Below are 23,255 nucleotides of genomic sequence, written 5' to 3' on the forward strand. Positions count from 1 at the left end.
CGAAAATGGGTTTACCTCGGATTCGTTTTTTGTTATTATAACTGCAATATGAAATGCAATGACGAGACGAGTAGGTAAATCAATTCTTTTCCAGAGAGCTCCGGTATGCTGAAAAGGAGCAAAGAGTTATTTATTGAAGAAAGACTCTGAGCAGCGCATCGGAACCGGTCTGGCCGGGGATGGTGTGACAGGAGCTCCTGTTATAGAGCTAGAGTATAAGCATTCGATTGCAATGCCGTACTTGAAGAGGCTGATATGGCGACATATCCGCGAATTTAGGGTGGTACCACGAGTATTCAAATCTCGTCCCTGAGACTACGGTCTTGGGGGTGGGATTTTTTTATTTTCGCAGCAAGCAAAGGGATTTATACCGCATACATGTAAGGTATAGGGTCGGCATACAAAATCAGACTGAGAGGATTTGAAGAACAAATGTCACAAAAACTTAAAGTTGGTATTGTTGGTGGAACAGGCATGGTTGGCCAGCGCTTCGTACAATTGCTGGATCAGCATCCTTGGTTTGAAGTAACGGCTATTGCCGCAAGCGCAGGCTCGGCAGGCAAAACGTACGTTGAATCTGTTCAGAACAGATGGAAGCTTGACACTCCAATCCCTGAAGCGGTTAAAAATATCGTGGTGCAGGACGCTTCGAAGGTCGAAGAGGTTGCTGCTGGCGTTGATTTTGTTTTCTGTGCGGTGGATATGCCTAAGAAAGAAATTCAGGCGCTCGAAGAGGCTTACGCAAAAACAGGTACGCCGGTCGTGTCCAACAACTCGGCGCATCGCTGGACGGCGGACGTTCCTATGGTTATTCCCGAGATCAATCCGGAGCATCTTGAAGTTATTGAGGCTCAAAGAAAACGTCTGGGTACAACAACCGGCTTTATCGCGGTAAAACCGAACTGCTCGATTCAAAGCTATGTACCTGCTCTTCATGCTTTGCGCGAATTCAAACCTACGACGGTTGTAGCTTCGACGTATCAAGCGATCTCCGGTGCCGGCAAGAACTTTACGGACTGGCCGGATATGCTGGATAACGTTATTCCTTACATCGGCGGCGAAGAAGAGAAGAGCGAGCAAGAGCCGCTCCGCATTTGGGGCAGCGTTGAGAACGGCGAAGTCGTGAAAGCAAGCGCTCCGCTGATCACAACGCAATGCATCCGCGTTCCGGTAACGGACGGACACCTTGCAACGGTGTTCGTGAACTTCGAGAACAAACCTTCGAAGGAAGAGATTCTTGCGCGCTGGTCCGAATACAAAGGCCGTCCGCAAGAGCTGGGTCTGCCAAGCGCGCCTAAGCAATTCATTACGTACTTCGAAGAAGAGAACAGACCGCAAACGAAGCTTGACCGCGACATTGAAAAAGGCATGGGCGTATCGGCCGGCCGTCTGCGCGAAGATTCCCTGTACGATTTCAAATTCGTGGGGCTGTCGCATAACACGCTTCGCGGTGCAGCCGGCGGTGCCGTATTGATCGCCGAACTGCTCAAAGCGGAAGGTTATATCCAACCGAAATAATTGAGATGATTGCAGCAAGCTCCCCCCGAATAGCGGGTACGGAGCTTGCTGTTTTGCTTTCTGAGATAAGGAGGAGAACAGTTATGAAATGTGCCGTATTGGATGATTACCAGAACGTTGCCTTAAGCATGGCCGACTGGTCGTCCCTTCTGAATCATATTGAGATTCAAGTGTATAATCATCATTTCGAGGATCAGGAAGAGCTAATCGCTGCCATACAGGATTGCGAGATTGTTGTCATCATGCGGGAAAGAACGCCATTCCGCAAGGAGCTATTGCAACGGCTGCCTAACCTGAAGCTGCTCGTAACAACCGGTAAACGCAACGCTTCCATTGATCTGGCTGCGGCTGCGGAACAGGGGATAACGGTATGCGGCACAAAGGGAGGAGGCGAAGGAACCACCGAGCTGACCTGGGCGCTTATTCTTGGTCTCGCCAGAAAGCTGGTGGCGGAGAATGAAGCGGTCAGAAGCGGTGGCTGGCAGAGCACGATCGGAGTTGACCTTCACGGCAAGAGGCTTGGATTGCTGGGACTTGGCCATATCGGATCGAATGTGGCAAGGATCGGACAAGCCTTTGGCATGGAGGTGATGGCGTGGAGCCAGAACCTGACCGCCGAGAAAGCAGCGGCAGCCGGCGTTACGCTGGCTAGTTCCAAGGAGGAGCTGCTGGAGAGCAGCGATATTGTATCCATACACTTGGTGTTAGGAGATCGTACGCGGGGCCTGATTGGTGCGAGAGAGCTAGAGCGGATGAGGCCGACCTCATTTCTCATTAACACTTCGCGCAGCCCTATCGTTGATCGTGATGCCTTGCTGGATGCTCTTAGCAGCGGAACCATCGCCGGAGCCGGGATTGACGTATTCGAGCAGGAGCCGCTGCCTCAAGACGATCCGTTCCGCTCACTCCCAAACGTGCTTGCAACTCCTCATATCGGTTACGTAACGGAAGCGGCATACCGCGGTTTCTATAAGGGTATCGTAGAAGATATCGAAGCGTATTTGGCCGATTCGCCGGTGAATGTGCTCAGTAAATGAAAGAAGGCCGCTTCTTCCGAAAGGGAAGGAGCGGCTTTATCCGTTATTATTGTTTTTTACCGTAATGCTGCCATTGTCGGCCGTGAGCTTCACTTGTATGCTCCCATCGCCAACAACGGTATTGCCCTTGTACTTATCGAAGAGATTAACTCTTCCGTTATCAACGTGAGTGTAAAAGGTGACGCCTGCAGGTTCCTTCTCCGTTTGCAGCAGTATTCTGCCATTGTTCGTATTAAGCGTGATGTTCTGGTTAATTTCTTTGGTGAGCAACGTAATGGAGCCATTGCTCGTTTTTTCGTCCAAAGTCCCCGTGACATGATCTAATGTGATTTTTCCGTTATCGGCCCGCACCTTTACCGTCTGTGAGGCGGTATCGCTGAATTCAATCCTGCCATTATCGGTTGTTGCTTGAATCGAAGCGACATTAAGCTGCTTGGCAAGAATATAGCCGTTATTATTCGAAATCTTTAATTCATTATATTGCTTTAGCGGCAAATAAACTTTTAACGCTAAAGAATCTTCTCGGATATTGAAGGTAAACCACTTGTGCCGGTTCGTATCCATTGTGATCGACAAGGTCGAATCTTCTGCTTTAACGTCCAATTGCGGCTTTTCTTCGGACATTGTGCTTCCGTCTAATTGAATCTTTATATCTTGCTCGGATGATGGCAATAGCTCGATGCGGGTATTGTCCGAACGGAGGTTAAGAGCTGTAATCTGCGAGCCTGCAATCGTTTTTTGCTCGAATACTTCGGTAACGGTATTTTCGTAAAAGTAAGTGATCAGGCTTCCTGCAAGACCAATAACGATAAGTACTGTCGCTATCGCAGCTAATTTTTTCTTAGTTGTCATGCTTCAGCCCTCCTTTAACAAGAGCTGCATTGTATTTCAGATAACCGATTGCAGCTTTTTTCGCCAGCTTGGTCACGTACAGCATACCCAGTCCGATCAGGATGCCTAATCCGCACATGAAGAGCGAGAAGAATAGATCGAATAGAATAAAGGAAGCAGGGTGGAAAACCGTATCGATAACAACTAGGAGGGGAGAAACAAGCAAGGTCAGAGATACGGCCCAACAGGCGAGAATGACTGCGGCTGCGCCAATCGCAGGACCAAGTACAACCACCAGGTTGAAAAAGCTTAATCCAACGACGGCCCAGGTTGCCCGGATAATACTTCCGGCAGTCGAGTTTGCCGAAGCCCGTTTCAAATGATAACCCGCAAGAAGCTCTTTTGCGATTTGAGCAGGAGAGCCAAGCGCCATCGCAATTTCCTCTTCCGATTTTCCTGCCTCCAGCCCGAATATAAAATGCTCTTCGTAATCATGCAAAATATCCGCGCGCTCTACCGCCGGAATGGCCTTTAACTCGGCCTCTAATTGCTGCAAGAAATTATTTTTCGTCATTATTCACACCTTCCTTAATCAAATGATTGACTCCACTCGCGAATTCAGTCCATTCGGATATCAGCTCATAGAGATAGGTTCTTCCTTTATCGGTAAGCCTGTAATATTTTCTCGATGGTCCTTCGGTAGATTCCTGCAGATAGGTAGTGAAGCATTCTTCGCTTGTCAACCGCCGGAGAATCGGATAGATGGAGCCTTCCGAGATTTCGATTTGACTGGATATTTTTTGAACCAACTCGTATCCATAGCGGTCTTGCTTATCCAGCATGACAAGAACGCAAAGTTCCAAAACGCCTTTTTTAAATTGGACATTCAACGTGGAAACACCTCGATTTGTTTATGGCTTAGTACAATACATTGAACAGTACCTGTTAATAACTATGGATGATGCCAATACAAAATACCATTCAGTATTGTTTATTGAAAGGTACTGAATTAAAAATAGTCAACGAATCTGACAAGTTTTCTGCATAATATTTCACCTATTGGAAGAAAATTAGAAAACCTACTAAATCGGGTAGCAAGGAGAGAATGATTATGGCGAATGACAAACCGAATCAGCCGCAGGACGAATCGCGCAGAAGGTTCCTTAAATATTCCGGTACGGCTCTTGGCGGGGTAGTGCTTGGCGGGGTCATCGGAGGACTTGTAGGCTCGAATCTGAAACAGACGGAGAAGGAAGTTACTCCGGAACCCGGCAAGTCGGGGACCGCACCGGAGGATAGAGACTATAATCAGGCTTTAATGTTCTTCAACCAAAATCAGTTCCTTACGGCGGAAGCTGCTGCCGAGCGGCTGTTTCCTAAAGATGATCTGGGTCCCGGCGCGAAAGAACTCGGGGTAGCTTTTTATATCGACCACCAGATGGCAAGTGCCTACGGCACCAATGCCAGGGACTACATGCAGCCGCCTTATTATAAAGCGGAAGCCACGCAGGGCTATCAGCTGGTTTTTAAACGCAGAGAGCTTATTGCGCTTGGGCTTGACGCAATGAATGACTACAGCTTTACGAAACATCAGAAGCCATTTGCGGAAATCACACCGGAAGAGCAGGATGCGGTGCTGACGGCTTTTGAAACGGATAAGACGGAGATCAAAGACGTTCCTTCCTCCAATTTTTTCGCTATGTTCCTTAATCTGACGCTCGAGGGAGCTTATTCTGACCCGCTTTACGGCGGCAATCGGAATATGGCGGGCTGGAAGATGAGAAATTTCCCTGGCAACCAGATGAGCTATACCGATCACATCGAAAAAGAAGAGTTTGTAAAAATGGAACCATTAAGCTTGCATGATCATCTTGAGCTTGGGTAGATAAGGGGTGAAGTAAAAAATGGCAACTAAACTTCCAAAGGTTCCCGTTGTAATTGTCGGGATGGGCTGGGTTGGCGGCATTATCGCTTCCGAGCTGACGAAAGCCGGTATTTCCGTTGTAGGTCTGGAACGGGGCAAAAGCCGGGATACGCAAGATTATTACCATGTTCACGACGAGCTCCGCTATGCATCGCGTTATGAGCTGATGCAGGATTTGTCCAAAGAAACGGTCTCCTTCCGCAACACAATAAAAATGAGAGCGTTGCCGATGCGGACGTACGGTTCGTTCTTGCTGGGCGAAGGTTTGGGTGGCGCAGGGGTTCACTGGAACGGTCAATACTACCGGTTCTTGCCATACGATTTTGAAATTTACAGCAAGACGGTTGAGCGATACGGCAAGAAGAAGATTCCGGAGAACATGACAATTCGGGATTGGGGCATTACGTATGAGGAGCTTGAGCCGTATTTCGTGAAATACGAGCAGATGGCGGGCATATCCGGAGAGGCCGAATTACCTCCGAATATTGGCAAGATGTCCAAAGCATTTGCTACGGGTCCGATGAAAAAATCTCCGGGCATGAAGCTGTTTGAAAATGCAGCCAAAAAGCTTGGCTACCATCCATATGTTATTCCTTCGGCCAACTTGTCCGAGCCTTACAAAAATCCGGACGGTGTCGAGAGAGCGCCATGCCAGTATTGCGGGTACTGCGAACGGTTTGGCTGCGAATATGGAGCAAAAGCGGATCCGGTTGTTACCGTTCTTCCGGTTGCAAAACAAACGGGCAAGTTTGATCTGCGCATACACTCCAACGTGACACAAATCATTCATGACGGCAAGAAAGCTACCGGTGTCACCTATGTACATACACCTACCGGAGAAGAGTACACACAGCCGGCTGATGTCGTTATTCTCGCAGGTTACCTGTTTACCAATGTCAGGCTTTTGCTGCTTTCCAAGCTGGGCAAGCCTTATGATCCCGATACGGATACCGGCGCAGTCGGCCGGAACTATGCGTATCAGGTGAACGGTGCCAGCACCAGCGTGTACTACGAGGACCGAGAATTTAACCTGGCAATGGGAGCCGGGGCACTCGGAAGCAGTATTGACGATTTCAACGGCGATAACTTCGACCATAGCGATCTGAAATTTTTGCACGGCGCAAATATCCGATTCACGCAGACGGGGCTCCGTCCGATTCAGTATCAGCCGGTTCCGGCAGGCACGCCGAAATGGGGCGCAGAGTTCAAGAAAGCAACGATCCATAACTCGAACCGCGTGTTATCGGTTACGGGACAAGGCGCAAGCATGCCGAACCGATATCATTATCTGGATCTTGATCCGGAGTACAAAGACGCTTTTGGCCTGCCGCTTATCCGGATGACCTTCGATTTCGAAGATCAGGACCGCGAGCTCGTGAAGTTTATTGCTCAGAAGACGAAGGAAATCGCCGATCAAATGGGTGGAACCAAGACGGAGATCCATGACTCGATCAAGCAATACAACATCGTTCCTTATCAGTCTACCCATAACACGGGCGGAACGATTATGGGATCCGATCCCAAGATTTCTGTCGTTAATAACTATCTGCAAATGTGGGATGCGGAAAATGTTTTCATCTGCGGCGCTTCGAACTTCCCGCATAACAGCGGCTATAATCCGACGGCAACAGTTGGCGCACTGGCATACCGGACGGCTGAAGGCGTGCAGAAATATATGCAAAAAGGCGGTTCACTCGTGTGAACAAACAGACCGATACGATCGAAAGCGATCTAATCAGTCATTTGTCCGAGCTCCGCAAACGCCTCATTTATGTGGCCGGCTGGTTTCTGGCATCCTTGTGCGTGGGGCTGTATGCAGCGCCTAAAATTTTGACTTTCGTCAAAGGACATCTGGGTGCCATTGAAGTAGAGTGGAGCGTATTTGCGCTTTCGGACGGCATAGCGGTGTATATGAAATGCGCGCTGCTCGTCGGGATTATTCTAACGCTTCCGTTCCTCATGTACCATCTGTGGGCATTTGCAAGACCGGGCATGACGGATGCCGAAGCAAAAAGCACCCTGGTCTATGTGCCGACCTCGTCCTTGCTGTTCGTAAGCGGTGTGTTGTTCGGTTATACCGTAGCTCTGCCGATGATGATCCGGTTCATGATTAAGCTGAACCAATCGATGGGAGCTCAAGAGGTATACGGGATCCAGCATTACATGTCATTTCTGATCAGCTTCCTGCTGCCTATGGGGGTTGCTTTCGAAATGCCGCTGGTTATGACTTTTCTGACCCGAATCGGGATGCTGACTCCAGGCAAAATGAAGCAGGTTCGAAAATTTGCGTATGTAGGTCTGGCGGTTGTGGGAACACTTATCTCACCTCCGGATTTTGTATCCCATTTGTCCGTGACCGTACCACTCATTCTGCTCTTCGAGATCAGCGCATTTATCTCGGCGCGTTACTATAGGCGGAAGTTTGCCGTACAAACGACTTAATTGTGGAGGGATAATATGTTTAACAACGTAGGAATTTCAGGGCTGATCATTATTCTGGCTATCGCTTTGATTGTATTCGGACCGGCAAAGCTGCCTCAGCTTGGACGTGCCTTTGGCGATACGCTGCGCGAGTTCCGGAATTCAACAAAAGGCATTGCCGATGATGAACCGGAAGTTAAATCAAACATTATCGAGCTGGAACAAACTAAAAATAATTGAAGATCAAAAGGAGACAGCTGCTATGAAGATCAATAAGCTGCTTATGATCGCTGCCCTGGCCGTAACCGTAATGGGTACGACTGCAGGCTGCGGATCAAGCTCGAAGAACAACAATAATGCCAATACAGGCGCAACCAATAACGCGGGTACAAACGCAGGGACCAATGCTGGCAATAATGCTGCAAGCGGTGGCGGTGCAAAAGCCATTACCGTTAAAGCGAAGAACTTTGAATTTGATCAACCGGAAATTCGTGTTAAGCAAGGCGATAAAGTGACAATTACATTAAATAACACAGAGGGCTTCCATGGCTTCGCGATTCCGGATTATAACGTCGATATCAAGGAAAATAACGGCACTGCGACATTTACAGCCGACAAAGCCGGCGAGCATGAATTCCATTGCTCGGTAGTGTGCGGCGCAGGCCACAGCAAGATGGTAGGCAAGCTCATCGTTGAATAAAGGTATTGACCGAAAGCCGCGATTTCGCGGCTTTTTGTTTTTGTTTTGTTTGAGGAATGGTAAGATTGTTTTATTTGAATGAGGTGAATGAAATGAAGGGTTTACAATCAACAACGGTTTATTGGGATATGTTGCTGCATCCCGTGTTACATAATCGGCCTATTTATCTGGTTGCAACGGACAACGGATTAGCGCAAGTTACTTTGCCCCATGAGTCCACAATGGAGAAGGTTGAGGCATGGGTGAAGAAAAAAATACCGAATGCGATATTGATGAGGGATTCGGCTCAAGTCGCTCCGTACAAGCAGCAGCTTCAGGAATATTTGGACGGCAGCCGAAGGATCTTTACGTTCGCTTTGGATTTTCGCGGCACCGCGTTTCAAAACTCCGTCTGGCAGGCTTTGTTCGAAATTCCATACGGAGAGATGAGAAGCTACGCGGAAATCGCGGAACGAGTAGGGAATCCGAAGGCTGTTCGAGCGGTAGGCACGGCAAACGGCATGAATCCCATCCCGATCGTTGTCCCATGTCACCGGGTAATCGGCAAGAATAATACGCTCACCGGCTTCAGAGGCGGACTTCAAATGAAAGAGGAGCTGCTTCATCTCGAAGGCGTTCAAGCTTTCGTGAATAAAGGACACGAGAGATACCGCTTCTAAAAAAGCAAGGTCCAAGAGAGGATGTGACATAAATGAATGAAAAAGTCTCGAAGGCGTTTGATCGACTGGCCATCGCGTATGAGCAGTCCGTTGATCATAGCAGCGGACATAACGCCTTTTATGAACGGCCGGCGATGATGAAGCTACTGCCTGATGATATGTCCGGTATGACTGTTCTGGATGCGGGCTGTGCCGCAGGCTGGTACACTTTGCAATTCGCTGAGCGGGGAGCGCAAGTGACGGCTATAGATCTCAGCCCGGAGATGGTGGCGGCTTGCAGAAGAAGAGTAGGGGATAAAGCAAACGTTTTGGTCTGTGAGCTTGGCAAGACGCTGCCGTTTGAGGATGAATCGTTTGACCTTATTGTCAGCTCGCTTACCCTGCATTACATCGAGGATTGGGGAACCGTCTTCCGCGAGCTGCGACGAGTGCTGAAGCCAGGCGGTACCTTGCAATTCTCCGTTCATCATCCGTTTATGGTGTTCAAGCAGTATGATCGCACGGACTATTTCGCCCATGAATTATTAACGGATATATGGAATAAGAAGGAGACGGGACCTGTAGAGGTAACCTTTTATCATAAATCCATGATGGATATTGTTAACGCAACGACGGAACATTTTACATTGGATCAGATGATCGAACCGCAGCCGGCCAAGGAATATATGGAGCATACCGGAGCGGCTGACTGGTATAAGAGCTGGTATGAACGTTTAATGACTAATCCATGGTTCTTGATCGTAAAAGCACGGAAATAACATTTGGTTCGAAAATTAATGTTCATCTAACATTGAATAAATATATCCTTAATACAGCTCCTTTATTATAACCGTAGAACAAAGACAAAGGAGCCAATGAAATGATAAAAGCACAAAAAACAGAACCGGCGAGAATGCCTGAATACCGGATCAGCGAAAGCGAATCGATGCAATACAAGCTGCTTTACCAGATTCGAATGGGGAACATGAGCGCAAGCGAGCTGGATAAGCTGCAATTCCTTTGCAAAAGCGAGCTTCATCAGCTGCGCAGCGAGCTGGATACGATGCTGCAAGAGCTTCGCGACATGAACAAGCAAATGCAAGGCAAGAAGGAAGATCATACGGAAAAAGATAAGGAAAGCATCGCTGCTTAAGAGGCAATGATGCTTTTTTTATTTGCCTTTTTAGGATTCAGGACATATGTCCTTTTTGTTTTCGACCTTCCGTCGTTTAATTAGAAGAGCGAAATGAACGAGGAGGATGACGAGGAATGAAAGGCATTTTATATGCTGTGCTGGGCGGCGTATTTCTGACCTTGCAAGGGACGGCAAATGCAGCGATTGGCGAGCATCTCGGAACCTGGCAGGCCGCGGTGCTGACGCAAGGGACGGGTTTTGCCGCCGCGCTGCTAATCGTATGGATGACAGGCGACCGTTCGTGGAAACAGCTCAAACAGGTGAAGCTGCGCTACCGGTTTGGCGGAGCTTTTGCAGCGTTTATCATATTCAGCAATATTACGGCTTTTCACCATAACGGAGCAGCCATTACGGTATCGTCCGTGCTGATCGCCCAAATTCTGGTGACTTTAGGGATGGAGAAAGCCGGTTGGTTCGGTAATGCGCCAATCAGGTTAAGAGCTCCGCAATGGATCGGCATTGCCCTTATGATAACCGGGATCTTATGTTTATCGTTCTGACAGGATAAAATATCCATTAGAAGGGGGATGCAGTCAAGTTGAGAGAAATTTTGGATGATGCCCGGATCGATCAATATCTGGCCCAATACGCGTTAGACGATGTATTCCCAAGCTCGCTAAGGCAGCATTTGTCGTTATACCGGTTCGAGCCGGGCGATACGTTATGCAAGCAAGGCGAAATACCGGAGTATATCTTTTTACTCATGCGCGGAAAAGTGAAGGTGTACACCACCTCCGCAGACGGGAAGACGCTGCTTGTTAATTTCACGTCCCCGCTAGGCGTGCTAGGCGAGATCGAATGCCTGAACGAGTTGGAAAATTTGAATACCGTTTCGGCCGTGACGCCGGTGGAGACTGTTGCTTTTCACAAGCGTTGGCTGAAGCTGTATCGGGAAGAAGTTCCGTTCCTGCAATTTATGCTGCATCTTGTCACTGAAAAGTTCTATAACAAATCGGTGTCGCTCAGCTTTAATCTCTTGTACCCGGTAGAAGTCCGGCTTGCAAGTTATTTGCTGTCCGTAACGACCCCGGAGGATGCAAGGGTCAGCACGGCTCATTTGAAGGACATGGCGAATCTTATCGGCACTAGCTACCGGCACTTGAACCGGATTATTCTTAGCTTCACCAGCGCAAACTTGATCGAGCGCAGCCGGGGAACGCTTGTCGTGAAAGACCGCAAGGGGCTTGAAGAGGCTGCTGGAAGAAATATTTACGAGAATGGAGACCGGAAGGAGCAGAAATGATGTTAACAGGCATATTACTGGCATTGATGGCAGGATCGCTGGTCAGCGTACAGAACTTGTTCAACAATAAAGTTAATGCGGCTGCGAACTCCCACACCACAACGGCTCTGGTGCTTGGAATGGGCTTTATGGCTTCGTTATTCATGGGGCTGCTGTTTGAGGGAGCGGATATGCTGAGCTGGAAGGCGATGCCCGTATGGTTCTGGTTCAGCGGCTTGCTTGGCATCGGCGTCGTCACTTGCGTCGTTAAAGGGGTACGGCTCTTGGGCCCAAGCTATGGGACAACCTTCGTAATGGCTTCCCAGCTGCTCTGCGCCTTATGGTGGGATTCGGCAGGTTGGTTTGGACTCGAGCAAGTGCCTTTCACTCCGCAGAAAGCGATTGGAGTAGCGGCGCTTCTGGCAGGAATTCTCTTGTTCAAGTCGAAGCCTAAAGAGAATAAACAGCTTAGAGAGGTGCGGCATGAACTATCGTAAAGCAGTTATTGAGGATATTGAGGCATTAATGGCATTGAGAAAGCAACAATTAATGGATGAAGGAATTGCTCCAGACCAAGACATTGATGAGGAGCTCCGAACCTTTTTCGCAAGCAAGTTAACGGACGGTTCGCTTATTGAATGGGTTGTAGAAGCAGACTCGGGAATAGTCGCAACCGCGGCCGTGATCTTTTATGATTTTCCTCCGTCATATACGAATAAAAGCGGTAAAAAAGCTTATGTCACAAATATGTATACGGATATTCGTTATCGCGGGCGCGGTATCGCTACCCAGCTGTTGAATCGTTTGGTTGAGGAAGTTAAATCAGCCGGAGTACAGACCATTTGGCTTGCGGCTTCTCAACTTGGCAGACCGGTTTATAAGAAATTTGGATTTCAGGAAGCTAACGATTGGATGGAAATGCATCTCAAGAAGGATTAGTGAAGCCGCGTTCTGCGGCTTCTTTTTGTGCTAAGATATGAGGATAGCTTTAATGGTAGGAGAGGGAAGTACATGCAGCAAGAGAACGTACAGCTTAGATTGGACAGAGATGAGAACAGCTTCATTCAAGGGGTGAAGGACTGCGTACCAACGTTGCTCGGGTATTTAAGCATCGGGTTCGCGGCAGGAGTGGTTGGCCATACTTCGGGGTTAAGCGTGCTGGAGATTACCCTAATGTCGATCCTTATTTACGCGGGCTCGGCGCAGTTTATTATCGCGGGAATGGTAGCCGCGCAGGGCTCCATAGCAGCAATCGTGTTTACCGTATTTATCGTAAATCTTCGGCATCTGCTGCTTAGCGCGGCATTATCCCCCTATTTCCGTCATTTGACGGCTTTTAAGACCATGATGATTGGCACGCTTCTGACGGACGAGACTTTTGGAGTAGCGATTAACAGAGCGGCCAATACAAAAACGCTCAGCGAATCATGGATGAACGGATTAAATGTAACGGCTTATCTCAATTGGATTCTTGCTACGATGGCGGGAGCATTTCTAGGACAATGGATCACGAATCCGGAGAAGTTTGGACTGGATTTTGCCTTGTCCGCCATGTTTATTGGGCTGCTGGTCTTGCAATTATTGGGACGCCAGAAGCTGTTCAGAGATTTAATTGTTGTCGTAAGCGCGGTCATTATCGTTGTTGGAGCAAGCATGGTGACTTCGGGTAGCGTGGCGGTCATTATCGCAACCGTAAGTGCGGCAACAATAGGAGTGTTGATTGAAAGATGGAAATAAGATGGGATATTCTTGCAATTATAATAGGTGCTTCAATCGCTACTTTTCTTCCGCGGGTGCTGCCGCTTGTTGTGCTCAGCCGCTTGCAAATTCCCGATCTGGCGATGCGTTGGCTAAGCTATATACCCGTTGCGGTTATGGCAGCCTTATTAGGCAATGAATTGCTGATGACCGATGGAAAGCTTACGGCATTGAAGGATAATATCGAATTGATTGCCGCGCTGCCTACCTTCCTGGTAGCGATCTTTACGCGCAGTTTGCTTGGGACGATCATCACGGGCGTAGTAACCGTCATGCTGCTTAGGTTGATTATGTAGGGTCTGCGTATATCGCAGACTTTTTTTCATAATGACATTCAATTAGGTCCTACGTACAGAAAACGGGTCTCGTCTGCGAATTATTATCCAAGACAAAAGTAACGGGTTGTTGCAACAAGCTTGGAGGAAGTTGTATGAGATCAGAGATTCATCATCAGAAAGCAAAAAAGCGGGGACTATGGAAGAAGCTTGTCCTTCTTGTTATGATTGCCTGCGTTTTTATCGCCGTAGTGGGAGTAATTGCATTTAAATTCATGGTTGCGAGGCAGGATGTGTCCTTGCTGGAGGAGCCGCTGCCGGCCGTCACGATCATTTACGATCAGAACAACGAAGAAGTGCTTCGCATTTCGCCGAAAAAAGCCGAAGCCGTCAGCTATGACAGCCTACCGGAGCAGCTTATCGAAGCGGTCGTCGCCGTAGAAGACAAACGTTTCTTCGAGCATAAAGGCACGGATTTGCAAGGGATTGGCCGTGCGATGGTAACCAATCTGACAAACGGCAAGACGGTTCAGGGGGCAAGCACCATTACCCAGCAGCTGGCGAAAAACGTGTTTCTCAGCCAGGAACGGACCTGGACCCGGAAGTGGAAAGAGCTTCTGCTCGCCGAGAAAATCGAGAAAAATTACGATAAACAGCAGATTATAACCTTTTACTTGAACCAGATTTATTTTGGCGAAGGGGCTTGGGGGATTAAGAAGGCTTCCGATGTGTACTTTGGCATTCCGGTGAACGAACTGTCGCTTACGCAATCGGCACTGCTTGCCGGAATGATCAAAGCGCCTTCGGCACTCTCGCCATACTGAAGCTTATGAAGGATCAGGGCAAGATTGATCAATCGACTTATGAGGCTTCGGTAAAGGAGCCGCTTCATATTCAAAGCTCGAAGCCAAGCAGCAGTGACGCCATTAAATACCCGTATTTCATCGATCAGGTCATTCGCGAGGCAAGCCAGAAATATGGAATAACGGAAAATGAAGTGCTTCACGGAGGATTCCGGATCTATACGACTCTGGATAGGAAGATGCAGGAAGCTGGAGAGCAAGTCTATTCGCAGGACAGCCTCTTTCCGTCGGGCAGCTCGGATCAGCTTATTCAAAGCGGGGCTGTGCTTGTAGATCCTAGAGACGGCGGGATACGGGCTCTCATTGGGGGCAGAGGCGAGCAGCCGTTCCGCGGTTTTAACCGGGCGGTACAGTTGAAACGCCAGCCGGGCTCTACGATGAAACCGATATCGGTGTATACGCCCGCTTTGGAGCGTGGTTATACTCCGGATAGTACTTTAATGGATGAACCGGTTAATTTCGGAGGTTATCAACCTAAAAATGCGGGCGGCAGTTATCATGGCGAAGTATCGATCTATGAAGCCCTTATTCATTCGTATAACGTGCCTGCGGTTTCGCTGCTTAACGAGATGGGGATTGATGCAGGGATGGAAGCCGCTAAGCGGTTCGGTATCGAGCTTACGGACGCTGACCGGACATTGGGACTTGCGTTAGGCGGCTTGCAGGAAGGAGTCTCGCCGCTGGATATGGCTGAAGCTTTTGGCGTATTCGCGAATGACGGAACACGGATTCCGGCACATTCCATTACTCGGATCGAGTCGGCTGAAGGGGAGACAACAGCCGAATTCGATTCCAACGGCAGCGTGAAAGTAACGGAGCCTGCCGTTGCCCGGACGATGACGGCGATGCTTGAAGGAGTAGTCAAGGAAGGTACCGGCGACGCAGCAGCACTCGGTGATCGACCGGTAGCCGGTAAGACGGGCACAACCGAAATGCCTGGAACCGGCGGAGGGATGAAAGACAATTGGTTTGTCGGGTATACGCCGCAGCTGGTTGGAGCGGTATGGCTAGGCTATGACCATACGGATAGCAGCCATTACTTAACGACAACCTCAAAGGCCGCAGCAGCCGTATTCCAGAAGCTGATGGGTGAAGCTCTTCAAGACGAACCGGTCAAGGCATTCGCTAACGTGCCGTCGATTGCCAAGAAGCCAAAGGACACCGAAAAAGCAAAGGAAGAAAAAGAAGAGAAGAAGGACAAGGAAAAGGACAAAGAAAAGAAAAAATCGGAGAAAGAAAAAAAGAAAGAAGAGAAGAAGAAAAAGCGGGATGAAGAGCATCGAGGCAAAGGGAAAGGAAAAAAAGATAAGAATGACGATGATTGAGATCAAGCAGCAATCGGATAAGGCGATTATCGTAGCCCATGAAATTTACGGTTTGAATTCACATATTTCGTCTGTATGCACGGAATTGGCGGCACAGGGCTTTGATGTGTATGCACCGGAATTGCTTAATCGGCAGGAGCCTTTTGGTTATGAGCAAGAGGAAGAGGCTTACGGAAATTTTATGGAGCATGTCGGATTCGAACAAGCCTCTGCAGCCATACTAAGATTAGCGGGTGAGCTAAAAAAGCAATACCGCAAAGTATTCCTGGTTGGTTTCAGCGTTGGGGCAACCGTGTCCTGGCTGTGCAGCATCAGCCCCGATATCTCGGCGGTGGTGGGCTACTATGGCTCCCGTATCCGCAGCTACACGGAACGGAATCCTGCCTGTCCAGTGTTATTGTTTTATCCGGAGACCGAGCCTTCATTTGACGTGGACCAAGTAATGGCTGAACTGAGGGTCAAGAAACAGGTTATAACCCGCAAATTCAGCGGAAACCATGGCTTCGGCGATCCATATTCCAAGCGGTACGTCCAAGCGTCGGCAGACGAAGCTTTTGGTCAAATGGTGGATTTTCTCAAATCCATTGGTTGAAATTCAAAAATGGCTATGTTAAGATACCTGTAATTTAAGGATTGGGGATGAAAAAGATATGTAGGATTTTCTTGCGACGGTATACAAGAATAAAACGAACGATAACGATCTGTTTCGATTGTTTTATTTTTCTATGCGCAAGAGAGTTACTACATCTTTTTCACTCAGGCGAATATCCCTTCCGACCCGTTGGATAATCCAAGGGCCGGATTTGCCATATTCATTTGAGCTGCGAGAAAGGTAACTTTCTTGCAGCTCTTTTTGATTACGGGGGAATTCAAATGTCATTGATTAATGTATCGAACCTTACGTTTGCCTATGACGGCAGCTACGATAATATATTTGAGAACGTAAGCTTTCAGCTTGATACGAGCTGGAAGCTGGGCTTTACCGGTCGCAACGGCCGGGGAAAAACAACCTTTATGAATCTGCTGCTTGGCAAATACGAGTATAGCGGTCATATTTCGGCTAACGTAACGTTTGACTACTTTCCGTTCCGGGTCGAGCATCCGGAATATTTGACGACGGATGTCGTCGAGGAGATTTACCCGGATTACCAGCAATGGGAGCTGATGCGCGAATTGACGCTGCTTCAGGTATCCGATGATGTATTGTATCGGCCGTTTAATACGTTGTCGAACGGGGAGCAAACGAAGGTGCTGCTTGCCGCCTTGTTCCTGAAGGAAGACAGCTTTCTGCTTATCGACGAACCGACCAACCATCTGGATATGAACGCGAGGAGGCTGGTCAGCCAATATTTAAACGGCAAAAGCGGATTTATTCTCGTCTCCCATGACCGTACCTTCCTGGATCATTGCGTTGACCATATTCTGTCCATCAACCGAACGAATATCGAAGTTCAGAAGGGTAATTTCTCGGAATGGTGGGAGAACAAAGAGCGGCAGGATCAATACGAGCTGGCGGAGAATGATAAGCTGAAGAAAGACATTAAGCGGTTGTCCGATGCGGCGAAACGTACGAATAACTGGTCTCATGAAGTCGAGAAGACAAAGAACGGCACAAGAAACTCCGGCTCCAAGGTAGACAAAGGTTATATCGGACATAAAGCAGCCAAAATGATGAAGCGCTCGAAGTCGATGGAGCAGCGTCAGCAATCGGCAATCGACGAGAAATCCACGCTGTTGAAAAACATCGAGTCTTCCGACAGCCTGAAGCTCGAGCAGCTGACTTACCACAAACCCCAGCTTGTGGAGCTGGAGCGGGTCTCGGTCTATTACGGCGATAAGGAAGTATGCTCGGACATTAGCTTTACGATCGAGCAGGGGGAACGTATCGCGCTTTCCGGCCGGAACGGCTCCGGCAAATCCAGTCTTCTTAAGCTGATCATCGGAGAGGACCTGACCTACACCGGGACATTCCGCAAAGGAAGCAACCTCAAGATCTCTTATGTGTCCCAGGATACCTCCCACCTGCGGGGCAAATTGACGGATTACGCGAGAGAGCACGGAATCGACGAAAGTCTCTTCAAGGCTATTCTGCGCAAGCTGGATTTCTCCAGAATTCAGTTCGAGAAGGATATTTCCGCATTCAGCGGAGGCCAGAAGAAGAAGGTTCTGATCGCGAAAAGCTTAAGCGAGAAAGCGCATCTTCATATATGGGATGAACCGTTGAACTTTATCGATGTTATCTCCCGCATGCAGATTGAAGAGCTCCTGCTGGAGCATTCGCCAACCATTCTGTTTGTCGAGCATGACCGGGCTTTCTGCGAGAATATCGCGACAAAAATCGTTGAGCTGTAACGGAATAAGAAACAAGGCCGTCCTTCGGTTAAGAAGGGCGGCCTTGTTTGATGACGGATAAAAACAAAAGCCCCGTATGGACAACGGGAGGGATTTTACGATTGCTTATCAAAAAGAATCATGCTATAGTAATAAAACCTCTGCATGAATGATTTATGTGATGGCATAGTTAGAACATCTTATCTACACTTATATAATATCATGCGGCGGATGCGGTTGTCAAATGTCAAACGTTTATTTTCGAGATTTTTTTAAAATCGAGAAGGAGTGTGTTTATAGTTATGATGCAGAAAGAATGGGACCAGGAGCAAAATCGTCTTCATGAAGTGAAAGTGAAGCTGAAAGAGAAAATTACGGAGCTTGAACCGGAAGTGGATCAGCTGTACGGTCAAGCCTCGAATATACGCAGGCACTTCTGGGAGGAAGTGACCGTCAACACAAGCTCGGATGAGGATTTTGAAGAAACGTTCTTCAGCATCAATCAGCAGGCCGCGCTGTTATCGGAGCGTGAGCGGACTCACGAGAAACGGCGCCAGCAATGGAAAAGCCTGAAACGGCTTCAACAGTCTCCTTATTTCGGACGCATTGATTTTAAAGAGAACGGCATGAATGAGGTGGAACAGGTCTATATCGGCTTGTCATCCTTCTTGGCTTCGGACGGAATGAACTTCCTGGTCTATGATTGGCGGACGCCAATCGCCAGCCTTTATTACGATTACTCTCCGGGTCCGGCTTCCTACGCGACGCCCGGCGGACAAATTGAAGGAAATATGGAGCTTAAAAGGCAGTACCAGATAAAAGACGGCAAGCTCCTTAATTTCTTTGATGCGAGCGTAACGATAGGCGATTCGATGCTGCAGCAGGTGCTTGGCCAAGGCGCCAATAACCAGATGAAAAGCATCGTGGCGACGATTCAGAAGGAACAAAACGCGATTATCCGCAATGATACCAGCCTGATGCTGATCGTGCAGGGTGTCGCCGGAAGCGGGAAAACCTCGGCAGCCCTTCAGCGGGCGGCGTATTTGCTTTATAAACACAGGGAGCGGCTGACGGCTGACCAGATCGTTCTTTTCTCGCCGAATCCGATGTTCAATAGTTATGTATCTACCGTTCTTCCCGAGCTTGGCGAGGAGAACATGCAGCAGACGACCTTCCAGGAATATCTGGACTACTGGCTTGGTGCTGCCATGAAGGTGGAGGATCCGTTCGAACAAATCGAATATGTGCTGACGCAGGAATCGGCGGCTGGTTACGAAGCGCGGGTAGACGGTATCCGGTACAAAGCATCGGAAGCTTTCCTGCATGCGCTGCAGAAGTACGCGGGGTGGTTAAGCAAGGAAGGCATGTTGTTTAAGAGTATACGTTTCCGGGACCGCGAACTGATCACTTCGAAGCAATTATACGAGCAATTTTACGGTTATGATGCTTCCGTCCGCCTGGCTAACCGGGTTATCCTGCTGCAGGAATGGATATTGAAGGAGCTGCGTAAATTTGCGCGCAATGAACTGGCGGCGGAGTGGGTAGATAAAGAGCTCGATTATCTTGATAATGACCAATACGTCGAGGCATACAGCGAGATCTTGAAGAAGTTCCAGCGCGACGAAGAGCTGTTTGATGTTTCCGAACGTTATGCGAAAGCGATGGATCGCGCCAACAAGTTTATGAATCAAGGCGAGGATCAAATCTTCGACTTCTCCGAACAGCAGGAAGACCTGCTGCGCCAAATGATCGTGAAGGAGCATTTCAAGCCTTTGCGCCGGATGGTGAAGAAAATGAAGTTCGTCGATGTAAACGGTCTTTACGCGCAGCTGTTCGTCGAAGAGGAATCAGCCTACAGCCAAATGACCGAAGATGCCGATGTGCCTGCTAACTGGCCGGAGATTTGCAGGCAAACGAAGGAGAAGCTTGGCAATCAAGAGTTGTTCTATGAAGACGCAACGCCTTATCTGTTCTTGAAGGAGTTAATTGAAGGCTCCCGGATGAATACGATTGTCCGCCATATCTTCGTGGATGAAGGCCAGGATTATTCGCCATTCCAGTATGCTTTCCTTAAGAAACTGTTCCCGAATGCCCGCATGACCGTGCTTGGCGATTTCGGGCAGGCGATCTTTACTCAATCTTCCAAGCTGGGAGGAGGAGATTCTCCGCTGCTTAAGTTATACGGGGAAGAAAACTCCACTCTCATTCCGCTCTTGCAAAGCTACCGGTCGACAAAAGAAATCGTGGAGTTCACGCGGCTCATGCTCCCAGGCGGCGAAGAGATTATTCCGTTCGAGCGTCATGGCAAAAAGCCGTTGATCACAACGGCTAGGAGCCGCGAAGCGCTGCTTCGCCAGCTTGTTCATGATCTTGAATCGCTCAAGGCGGAAGGTAACCGTTCGATTGCGGTTATTGCGAAAAACGCTGCCGAAAGCAAGGAGGCTTACGAGGCGTTGACCTCATACGGGATGGAAGATATTCGCCTGGTAACGACGGATACCTTAACCTTCGAGTCCGGAATTATGGTTATCCCGGCTTATCTAGCGAAAGGCGTGGAGTTTGACGCCGTCGCGATCTACGACGCATCGTCGAAGTCTTATAACCGTGAAAGCGAAAGAAAGCTGTTCTATACGGCGTGCACTCGCGCGATGCATCGGCTCCACCTCTACATTTGCGGAGATTGGGCGCCATATCTGAAATCCTTGAGCAGTGAGCTATACGAGCTTCAGGCTTTGGAATAAGCCTCGGCCAGTTCCGAGAAGTATCGGGTGGTACAATCTCGAAACGATGCGGCAGCTTGAGTCAGGTACCGTCCCTTGGGCCAATGAAGAGAGATGGATCGTTCGCAATATCCTTCCTTCAAAGGGATGGTAACCACATCGGGCCCGGTTGAACCTCCCCAGGTGATAGCCGGAAGAAATGCAAGGCCTTGACCGGCCCGAATAAGACCGCGGACAGTGGCCGGATCGTCGCTTTCGAATTGAATGTGCGGCGTAAATCCGGCGAGCCGGCAGAAAGCATCCGTAGTCTCGCGCAGCGATTTGCCGGGAGGCAGGCTGATGAATCGTTCCTCTTTCAACTCCTCCAGGCTGATCCGTTCTCGCTTGGCAAGACGATGCTCGGAAGGCAGCGCTACGACAATCTTTTCCCGCAGCAAGGCGACCGAATGGCAGCCGGACGGAGGAACAGCGCCGTCTGACAGGCATAAATCAAAGTCGAAAGCGTGTTCGCTTGGCAACGCATGCTGAAGCAAATGGAATTGCGTATCAGGCTTACTCTTGCGATATTCGGCTAGGAGACCCGGGAGGAGATGAGAGGAGACGCGTACATCAAGCGTAATGTATTCGGAAGGAGATTCAACCGAATCCTGCAGCTCTCGTTTTCCATCCTCCAACGCTTGAAGGGCGATATCCACCTTGCTTAGAAAATGAATGCCATGCTCGTTAAGCCGGATTGATTTGTTGGTGCGCTCGAACAGCTTTACTCCCAGCTCCGCTTCGAGGGAAGCGATCGTTTTGCTAAGAGCAGGCTGAGAAATATGCAAGTGACGTGCTGCTTGCGTCATATGCTGTAAACGCGCCGTCGTCTGAAAATATTTTAATTGAAGGAGCTCCAATGGACTCACCTGGGCTTTCTTAATCGTTATAACCTGTAGTTTATAGTTGCTATGCCTAAATATATATTAGAGTTCATGGATTCTCAAGACTATAATGGTCACATCACAATACGGATGGGAGAATTGCTCTAGTGATTATTCATACGTCATCTGGACAGGTAAAAGGCGTTCAATTAAACGGATGTTATGTATATAGAGGGATTCCGTATGCGCAAGCTCCGGTCGGAGAGCTGAGGTTCAAGCCTCCTCATGCCCCTCCGGCATGGGAGGGAGTTCGGGACTGCGGTTCTTTTGGGCCAATCGCCTATCAGAATGTTGATCCTAACCGTACTTTCCCGGAGCTTGCGTATTCGGAGGACTGTCTGAATCTGAATGTCTGGACGACCGGTCCTGCGGAGCAGCTTCGTCCTGTTCTTGTTTATATCCATGGCGGCGGATTTATGGGAGGGAAAGGTGCGGACTGCGACGGCAGCCGTTATGCCGCGGAAGAAGACTTTGTATTCGTCTCGCTGAATTACCGGCTTGGAGCATTAGGTTTTCTTGCCTTGGAAGAGAGTCTTGGCGAGAGATACGCGACATCCGGAAATAACGGCATGCTGGACATTATCGCGGCGCTGCGTTGGGTACAGACCAATATTGCTGCCTTTGGCGGAGATCCTGCCCGCGTGACCGTGATGGGGAATTCCGCCGGTGCCAAGTGTACGGCAACCTTGTATACGATGAAGGCTGCTGAAGGACTGTTCCAGCGGGCGGTTGCCCAAAGCGGCGCGACACAATCCATAAGGGACAAGAAGACGGCCGCCTTAACGGCAAGGCGGCTTCTTCATGCGTTAGCGCTGAAGCCGGAGGAAGCGGAGCGGCTTCTCGAACTGCCGGCTGAGCAGCTGATCCAGGCTCAGATGAAGGTAGGACCTGACACGGCCGGCAATCTGCATATGTTTGGGCCCGTGGCGGACGGCCTTCTTATTCCTATTGACCCCATCCGGTATCTCAAAGAAGCAGAGAATCTGCCGCCGCTCTTGATCGGATCAAACGAGGACGAAGCGGCATCGTTCATCTTTTACGATCCGGGCTTGCAGAAGCCTAATGCAGACACGCTGAATAGACTGTTTGGCGAGAATCAGCAGGAGGTATGGCATTCCTTCTTCCGCCATTCCGAGACGATTCCCGTGGAAAAGGCATGGAGCAAAGCGTTGACCGAGCATTTGTATGCGATTGGCTGCATGCAGCTCGCGCAAGCGGTTGCGGGTTCGGGTACGCCGGTATGGATGTACAGGCTAACGTACGGAGGTTGGCTAGGAGCCATTCACGGTTACGAAGGAAGCTTGATTAACTTTGCGGATAACCCAAAGCGTGATCTCTCCAATGAAGCAAACGATCCTTATTTCATTGCGGATGAAGCCGCAGGCCTGGCTGCCGGCATGCGAGCAGGGTGGAATGCGTTCATCCGCTGCGGTGACCCGAATACCCCTGAGCTGCCGGCATGGCCGGAGTACGGCCCTAATCAATCCGTAATGATGCTTCAGCTGGATAGCTTTGTTCAAGAGAACTTAACGCCGCCAATCGGGATTTCCGTGCAGCATCAGGTTTGGAGGACGTAA

At 49.2% G+C, this 23,255-nt stretch carries 26 protein-coding genes and 1 other annotated feature; of the genes, 22 read left to right on the forward strand and 4 right to left on the reverse strand.

Annotation, left to right across the window (positions count from 1 at the left end; translation table 11 throughout):
- Positions 1-49: 49 nt before the first annotated feature.
- Positions 50-314, forward strand: a binding site (T-box leader).
- Between the two features lie 118 nt (positions 315-432).
- The gene (gene asd / locus WFJ73_RS12055; RefSeq protein WP_336773288.1) at positions 433-1,518 is read left to right on the forward strand and encodes an aspartate-semialdehyde dehydrogenase; all 1,086 of its coding nucleotides are present in this window, start codon (positions 433-435) and stop codon (positions 1,516-1,518) included.
- Positions 1,519-1,601: 83 nt separating this feature from the next.
- Positions 1,602-2,555: a D-2-hydroxyacid dehydrogenase family protein gene (locus tag WFJ73_RS12060; RefSeq protein ID WP_336773289.1), complete on the forward strand. Its 954-nt coding sequence runs from the start codon at positions 1,602-1,604 to the stop codon at positions 2,553-2,555.
- A 36-nt stretch (positions 2,556-2,591) separates the two neighbouring features.
- Here WFJ73_RS12060 and WFJ73_RS12065 read toward each other — a convergent pair whose 3' ends face one another.
- Genes WFJ73_RS12065 through WFJ73_RS12075 form a run of 3 tightly spaced genes read right to left on the reverse strand, consistent with a single transcriptional unit; the run spans position 2,592 to position 4,276 of the window.
- Positions 2,592-3,407, reverse strand: a complete 816-nt coding sequence (locus WFJ73_RS12065; protein ID WP_336773290.1) for a DUF4097 family beta strand repeat-containing protein — start codon at positions 3,405-3,407, stop codon at positions 2,592-2,594.
- A complete protein-coding gene (locus tag WFJ73_RS12070) occupies positions 3,397-3,960 on the reverse strand; it encodes an HAAS signaling domain-containing protein (RefSeq protein WP_336773291.1) in 564 nt (187 codons plus the stop codon). Before WFJ73_RS12070 ends, WFJ73_RS12065 begins: the two co-directional genes overlap by 11 nt.
- A complete protein-coding gene (locus tag WFJ73_RS12075; protein ID WP_336773292.1) occupies positions 3,947-4,276 on the reverse strand; it encodes a PadR family transcriptional regulator in 330 nt (109 codons plus the stop codon). Before WFJ73_RS12075 ends, WFJ73_RS12070 begins: the two co-directional genes overlap by 14 nt.
- Positions 4,277-4,497: 221 nt before the next feature.
- Between WFJ73_RS12075 and WFJ73_RS12080 the strand changes: the two genes are divergently transcribed.
- From WFJ73_RS12080 to helD, 19 genes are all read left to right on the forward strand, one after another.
- Positions 4,498-5,271, forward strand: a complete 774-nt coding sequence (locus tag WFJ73_RS12080; protein WP_336773293.1) for a gluconate 2-dehydrogenase subunit 3 family protein — start codon at positions 4,498-4,500, stop codon at positions 5,269-5,271.
- 19 nt (positions 5,272-5,290) lie between these two features.
- Positions 5,291-7,012 carry a GMC family oxidoreductase gene (locus tag WFJ73_RS12085; protein ID WP_336773294.1) on the forward strand — a complete coding sequence of 574 codons (1,722 nt, stop codon included), beginning with the start codon at positions 5,291-5,293 and terminating at the stop codon, positions 7,010-7,012.
- Entirely contained in the window at positions 7,009-7,752 is a 744-nt protein-coding gene (tatC, locus tag WFJ73_RS12090) for a twin-arginine translocase subunit TatC (RefSeq protein WP_336773295.1), read from the forward strand. The genes WFJ73_RS12085 and tatC overlap by 4 nt, the downstream gene beginning before the upstream one ends.
- A gap of 15 nt (positions 7,753-7,767) precedes the next feature.
- A complete protein-coding gene (gene tatA, locus WFJ73_RS12095; protein WP_336773296.1) occupies positions 7,768-7,971 on the forward strand; it encodes a twin-arginine translocase TatA/TatE family subunit in 204 nt (67 codons plus the stop codon).
- Between the two features lie 22 nt (positions 7,972-7,993).
- Positions 7,994-8,431 (forward strand): cupredoxin domain-containing protein, encoded by a 438-nt coding sequence (locus WFJ73_RS12100; protein ID WP_336773297.1) that lies wholly within the window; start codon positions 7,994-7,996, stop codon positions 8,429-8,431.
- A gap of 92 nt (positions 8,432-8,523) precedes the next feature.
- The gene (locus WFJ73_RS12105; RefSeq protein WP_336773298.1) at positions 8,524-9,090 is read left to right on the forward strand and encodes a methylated-DNA--[protein]-cysteine S-methyltransferase; all 567 of its coding nucleotides are present in this window, start codon (positions 8,524-8,526) and stop codon (positions 9,088-9,090) included.
- A 32-nt stretch (positions 9,091-9,122) separates the two neighbouring features.
- The gene (locus tag WFJ73_RS12110) at positions 9,123-9,848 is read left to right on the forward strand and encodes a class I SAM-dependent methyltransferase (protein WP_336773299.1); all 726 of its coding nucleotides are present in this window, start codon (positions 9,123-9,125) and stop codon (positions 9,846-9,848) included.
- 101 nt (positions 9,849-9,949) lie between these two features.
- Entirely contained in the window at positions 9,950-10,222 is a 273-nt protein-coding gene (locus WFJ73_RS12115) for a hypothetical protein (protein WP_336773300.1), read from the forward strand.
- Positions 10,223-10,338: 116 nt separating this feature from the next.
- Complete coding sequence (locus WFJ73_RS12120; protein ID WP_336773301.1) at positions 10,339-10,764, forward strand: DMT family transporter; 426 nt, start codon at positions 10,339-10,341, stop codon at positions 10,762-10,764.
- Positions 10,765-10,802: 38 nt separating this feature from the next.
- Positions 10,803-11,507, forward strand: a complete 705-nt coding sequence (locus WFJ73_RS12125; protein ID WP_336773302.1) for a Crp/Fnr family transcriptional regulator — start codon at positions 10,803-10,805, stop codon at positions 11,505-11,507.
- Positions 11,507-11,983 (forward strand): DMT family transporter, encoded by a 477-nt coding sequence (locus tag WFJ73_RS12130; RefSeq protein ID WP_336773582.1) that lies wholly within the window; start codon positions 11,507-11,509, stop codon positions 11,981-11,983. The genes WFJ73_RS12125 and WFJ73_RS12130 overlap by 1 nt, the downstream gene beginning before the upstream one ends.
- Entirely contained in the window at positions 11,970-12,425 is a 456-nt protein-coding gene (locus tag WFJ73_RS12135; RefSeq protein ID WP_336773303.1) for a GNAT family N-acetyltransferase, read from the forward strand. Before WFJ73_RS12130 ends, WFJ73_RS12135 begins: the two co-directional genes overlap by 14 nt.
- 72 nt (positions 12,426-12,497) lie before the next feature.
- The gene (locus WFJ73_RS12140; protein WP_336773304.1) at positions 12,498-13,223 is read left to right on the forward strand and encodes an AzlC family ABC transporter permease; all 726 of its coding nucleotides are present in this window, start codon (positions 12,498-12,500) and stop codon (positions 13,221-13,223) included.
- Complete coding sequence (locus WFJ73_RS12145) at positions 13,214-13,540, forward strand: AzlD domain-containing protein (RefSeq protein ID WP_336773305.1); 327 nt, start codon at positions 13,214-13,216, stop codon at positions 13,538-13,540. The genes WFJ73_RS12140 and WFJ73_RS12145 overlap by 10 nt, the downstream gene beginning before the upstream one ends.
- 134 nt (positions 13,541-13,674) lie before the next feature.
- Positions 13,675-14,343, forward strand: coding sequence for a transglycosylase domain-containing protein (locus WFJ73_RS12150; protein WP_336773306.1), 669 nt, complete (start codon positions 13,675-13,677; stop codon positions 14,341-14,343).
- Between the two features lie 5 nt (positions 14,344-14,348).
- Complete coding sequence (locus WFJ73_RS12155; RefSeq protein WP_336773307.1) at positions 14,349-15,707, forward strand: transglycosylase domain-containing protein; 1,359 nt, start codon at positions 14,349-14,351, stop codon at positions 15,705-15,707.
- Positions 15,694-16,299, forward strand: coding sequence for a dienelactone hydrolase family protein (locus WFJ73_RS12160; protein WP_336773308.1), 606 nt, complete (start codon positions 15,694-15,696; stop codon positions 16,297-16,299). Before WFJ73_RS12155 ends, WFJ73_RS12160 begins: the two co-directional genes overlap by 14 nt.
- A 281-nt stretch (positions 16,300-16,580) precedes the next feature.
- Positions 16,581-18,059, forward strand: a complete 1,479-nt coding sequence (locus tag WFJ73_RS12165) for an Lsa family ABC-F type ribosomal protection protein (protein ID WP_336773309.1) — start codon at positions 16,581-16,583, stop codon at positions 18,057-18,059.
- A gap of 281 nt (positions 18,060-18,340) precedes the next feature.
- A complete protein-coding gene (gene helD / locus WFJ73_RS12170) occupies positions 18,341-20,779 on the forward strand; it encodes an RNA polymerase recycling motor HelD (protein ID WP_336773310.1) in 2,439 nt (812 codons plus the stop codon).
- Here helD and WFJ73_RS12175 read toward each other — a convergent pair.
- Positions 20,764-21,663, reverse strand: a complete 900-nt coding sequence (locus tag WFJ73_RS12175) for a LysR family transcriptional regulator (protein ID WP_336773311.1) — start codon at positions 21,661-21,663, stop codon at positions 20,764-20,766. The two genes, helD and WFJ73_RS12175, sit on opposite strands and share 16 nt — an antisense overlap.
- Before the next feature lie 122 nt (positions 21,664-21,785).
- Between WFJ73_RS12175 and WFJ73_RS12180 the strand changes: the two genes are divergently transcribed.
- Entirely contained in the window at positions 21,786-23,255 is a 1,470-nt protein-coding gene (locus WFJ73_RS12180; protein ID WP_336773312.1) for a carboxylesterase/lipase family protein, read from the forward strand.

Source organism: Paenibacillus sp. MMO-58 (genome assembly GCF_037146255.1).
Lineage (GTDB): Bacteria > Bacillota > Bacilli > Paenibacillales > Paenibacillaceae > Pristimantibacillus.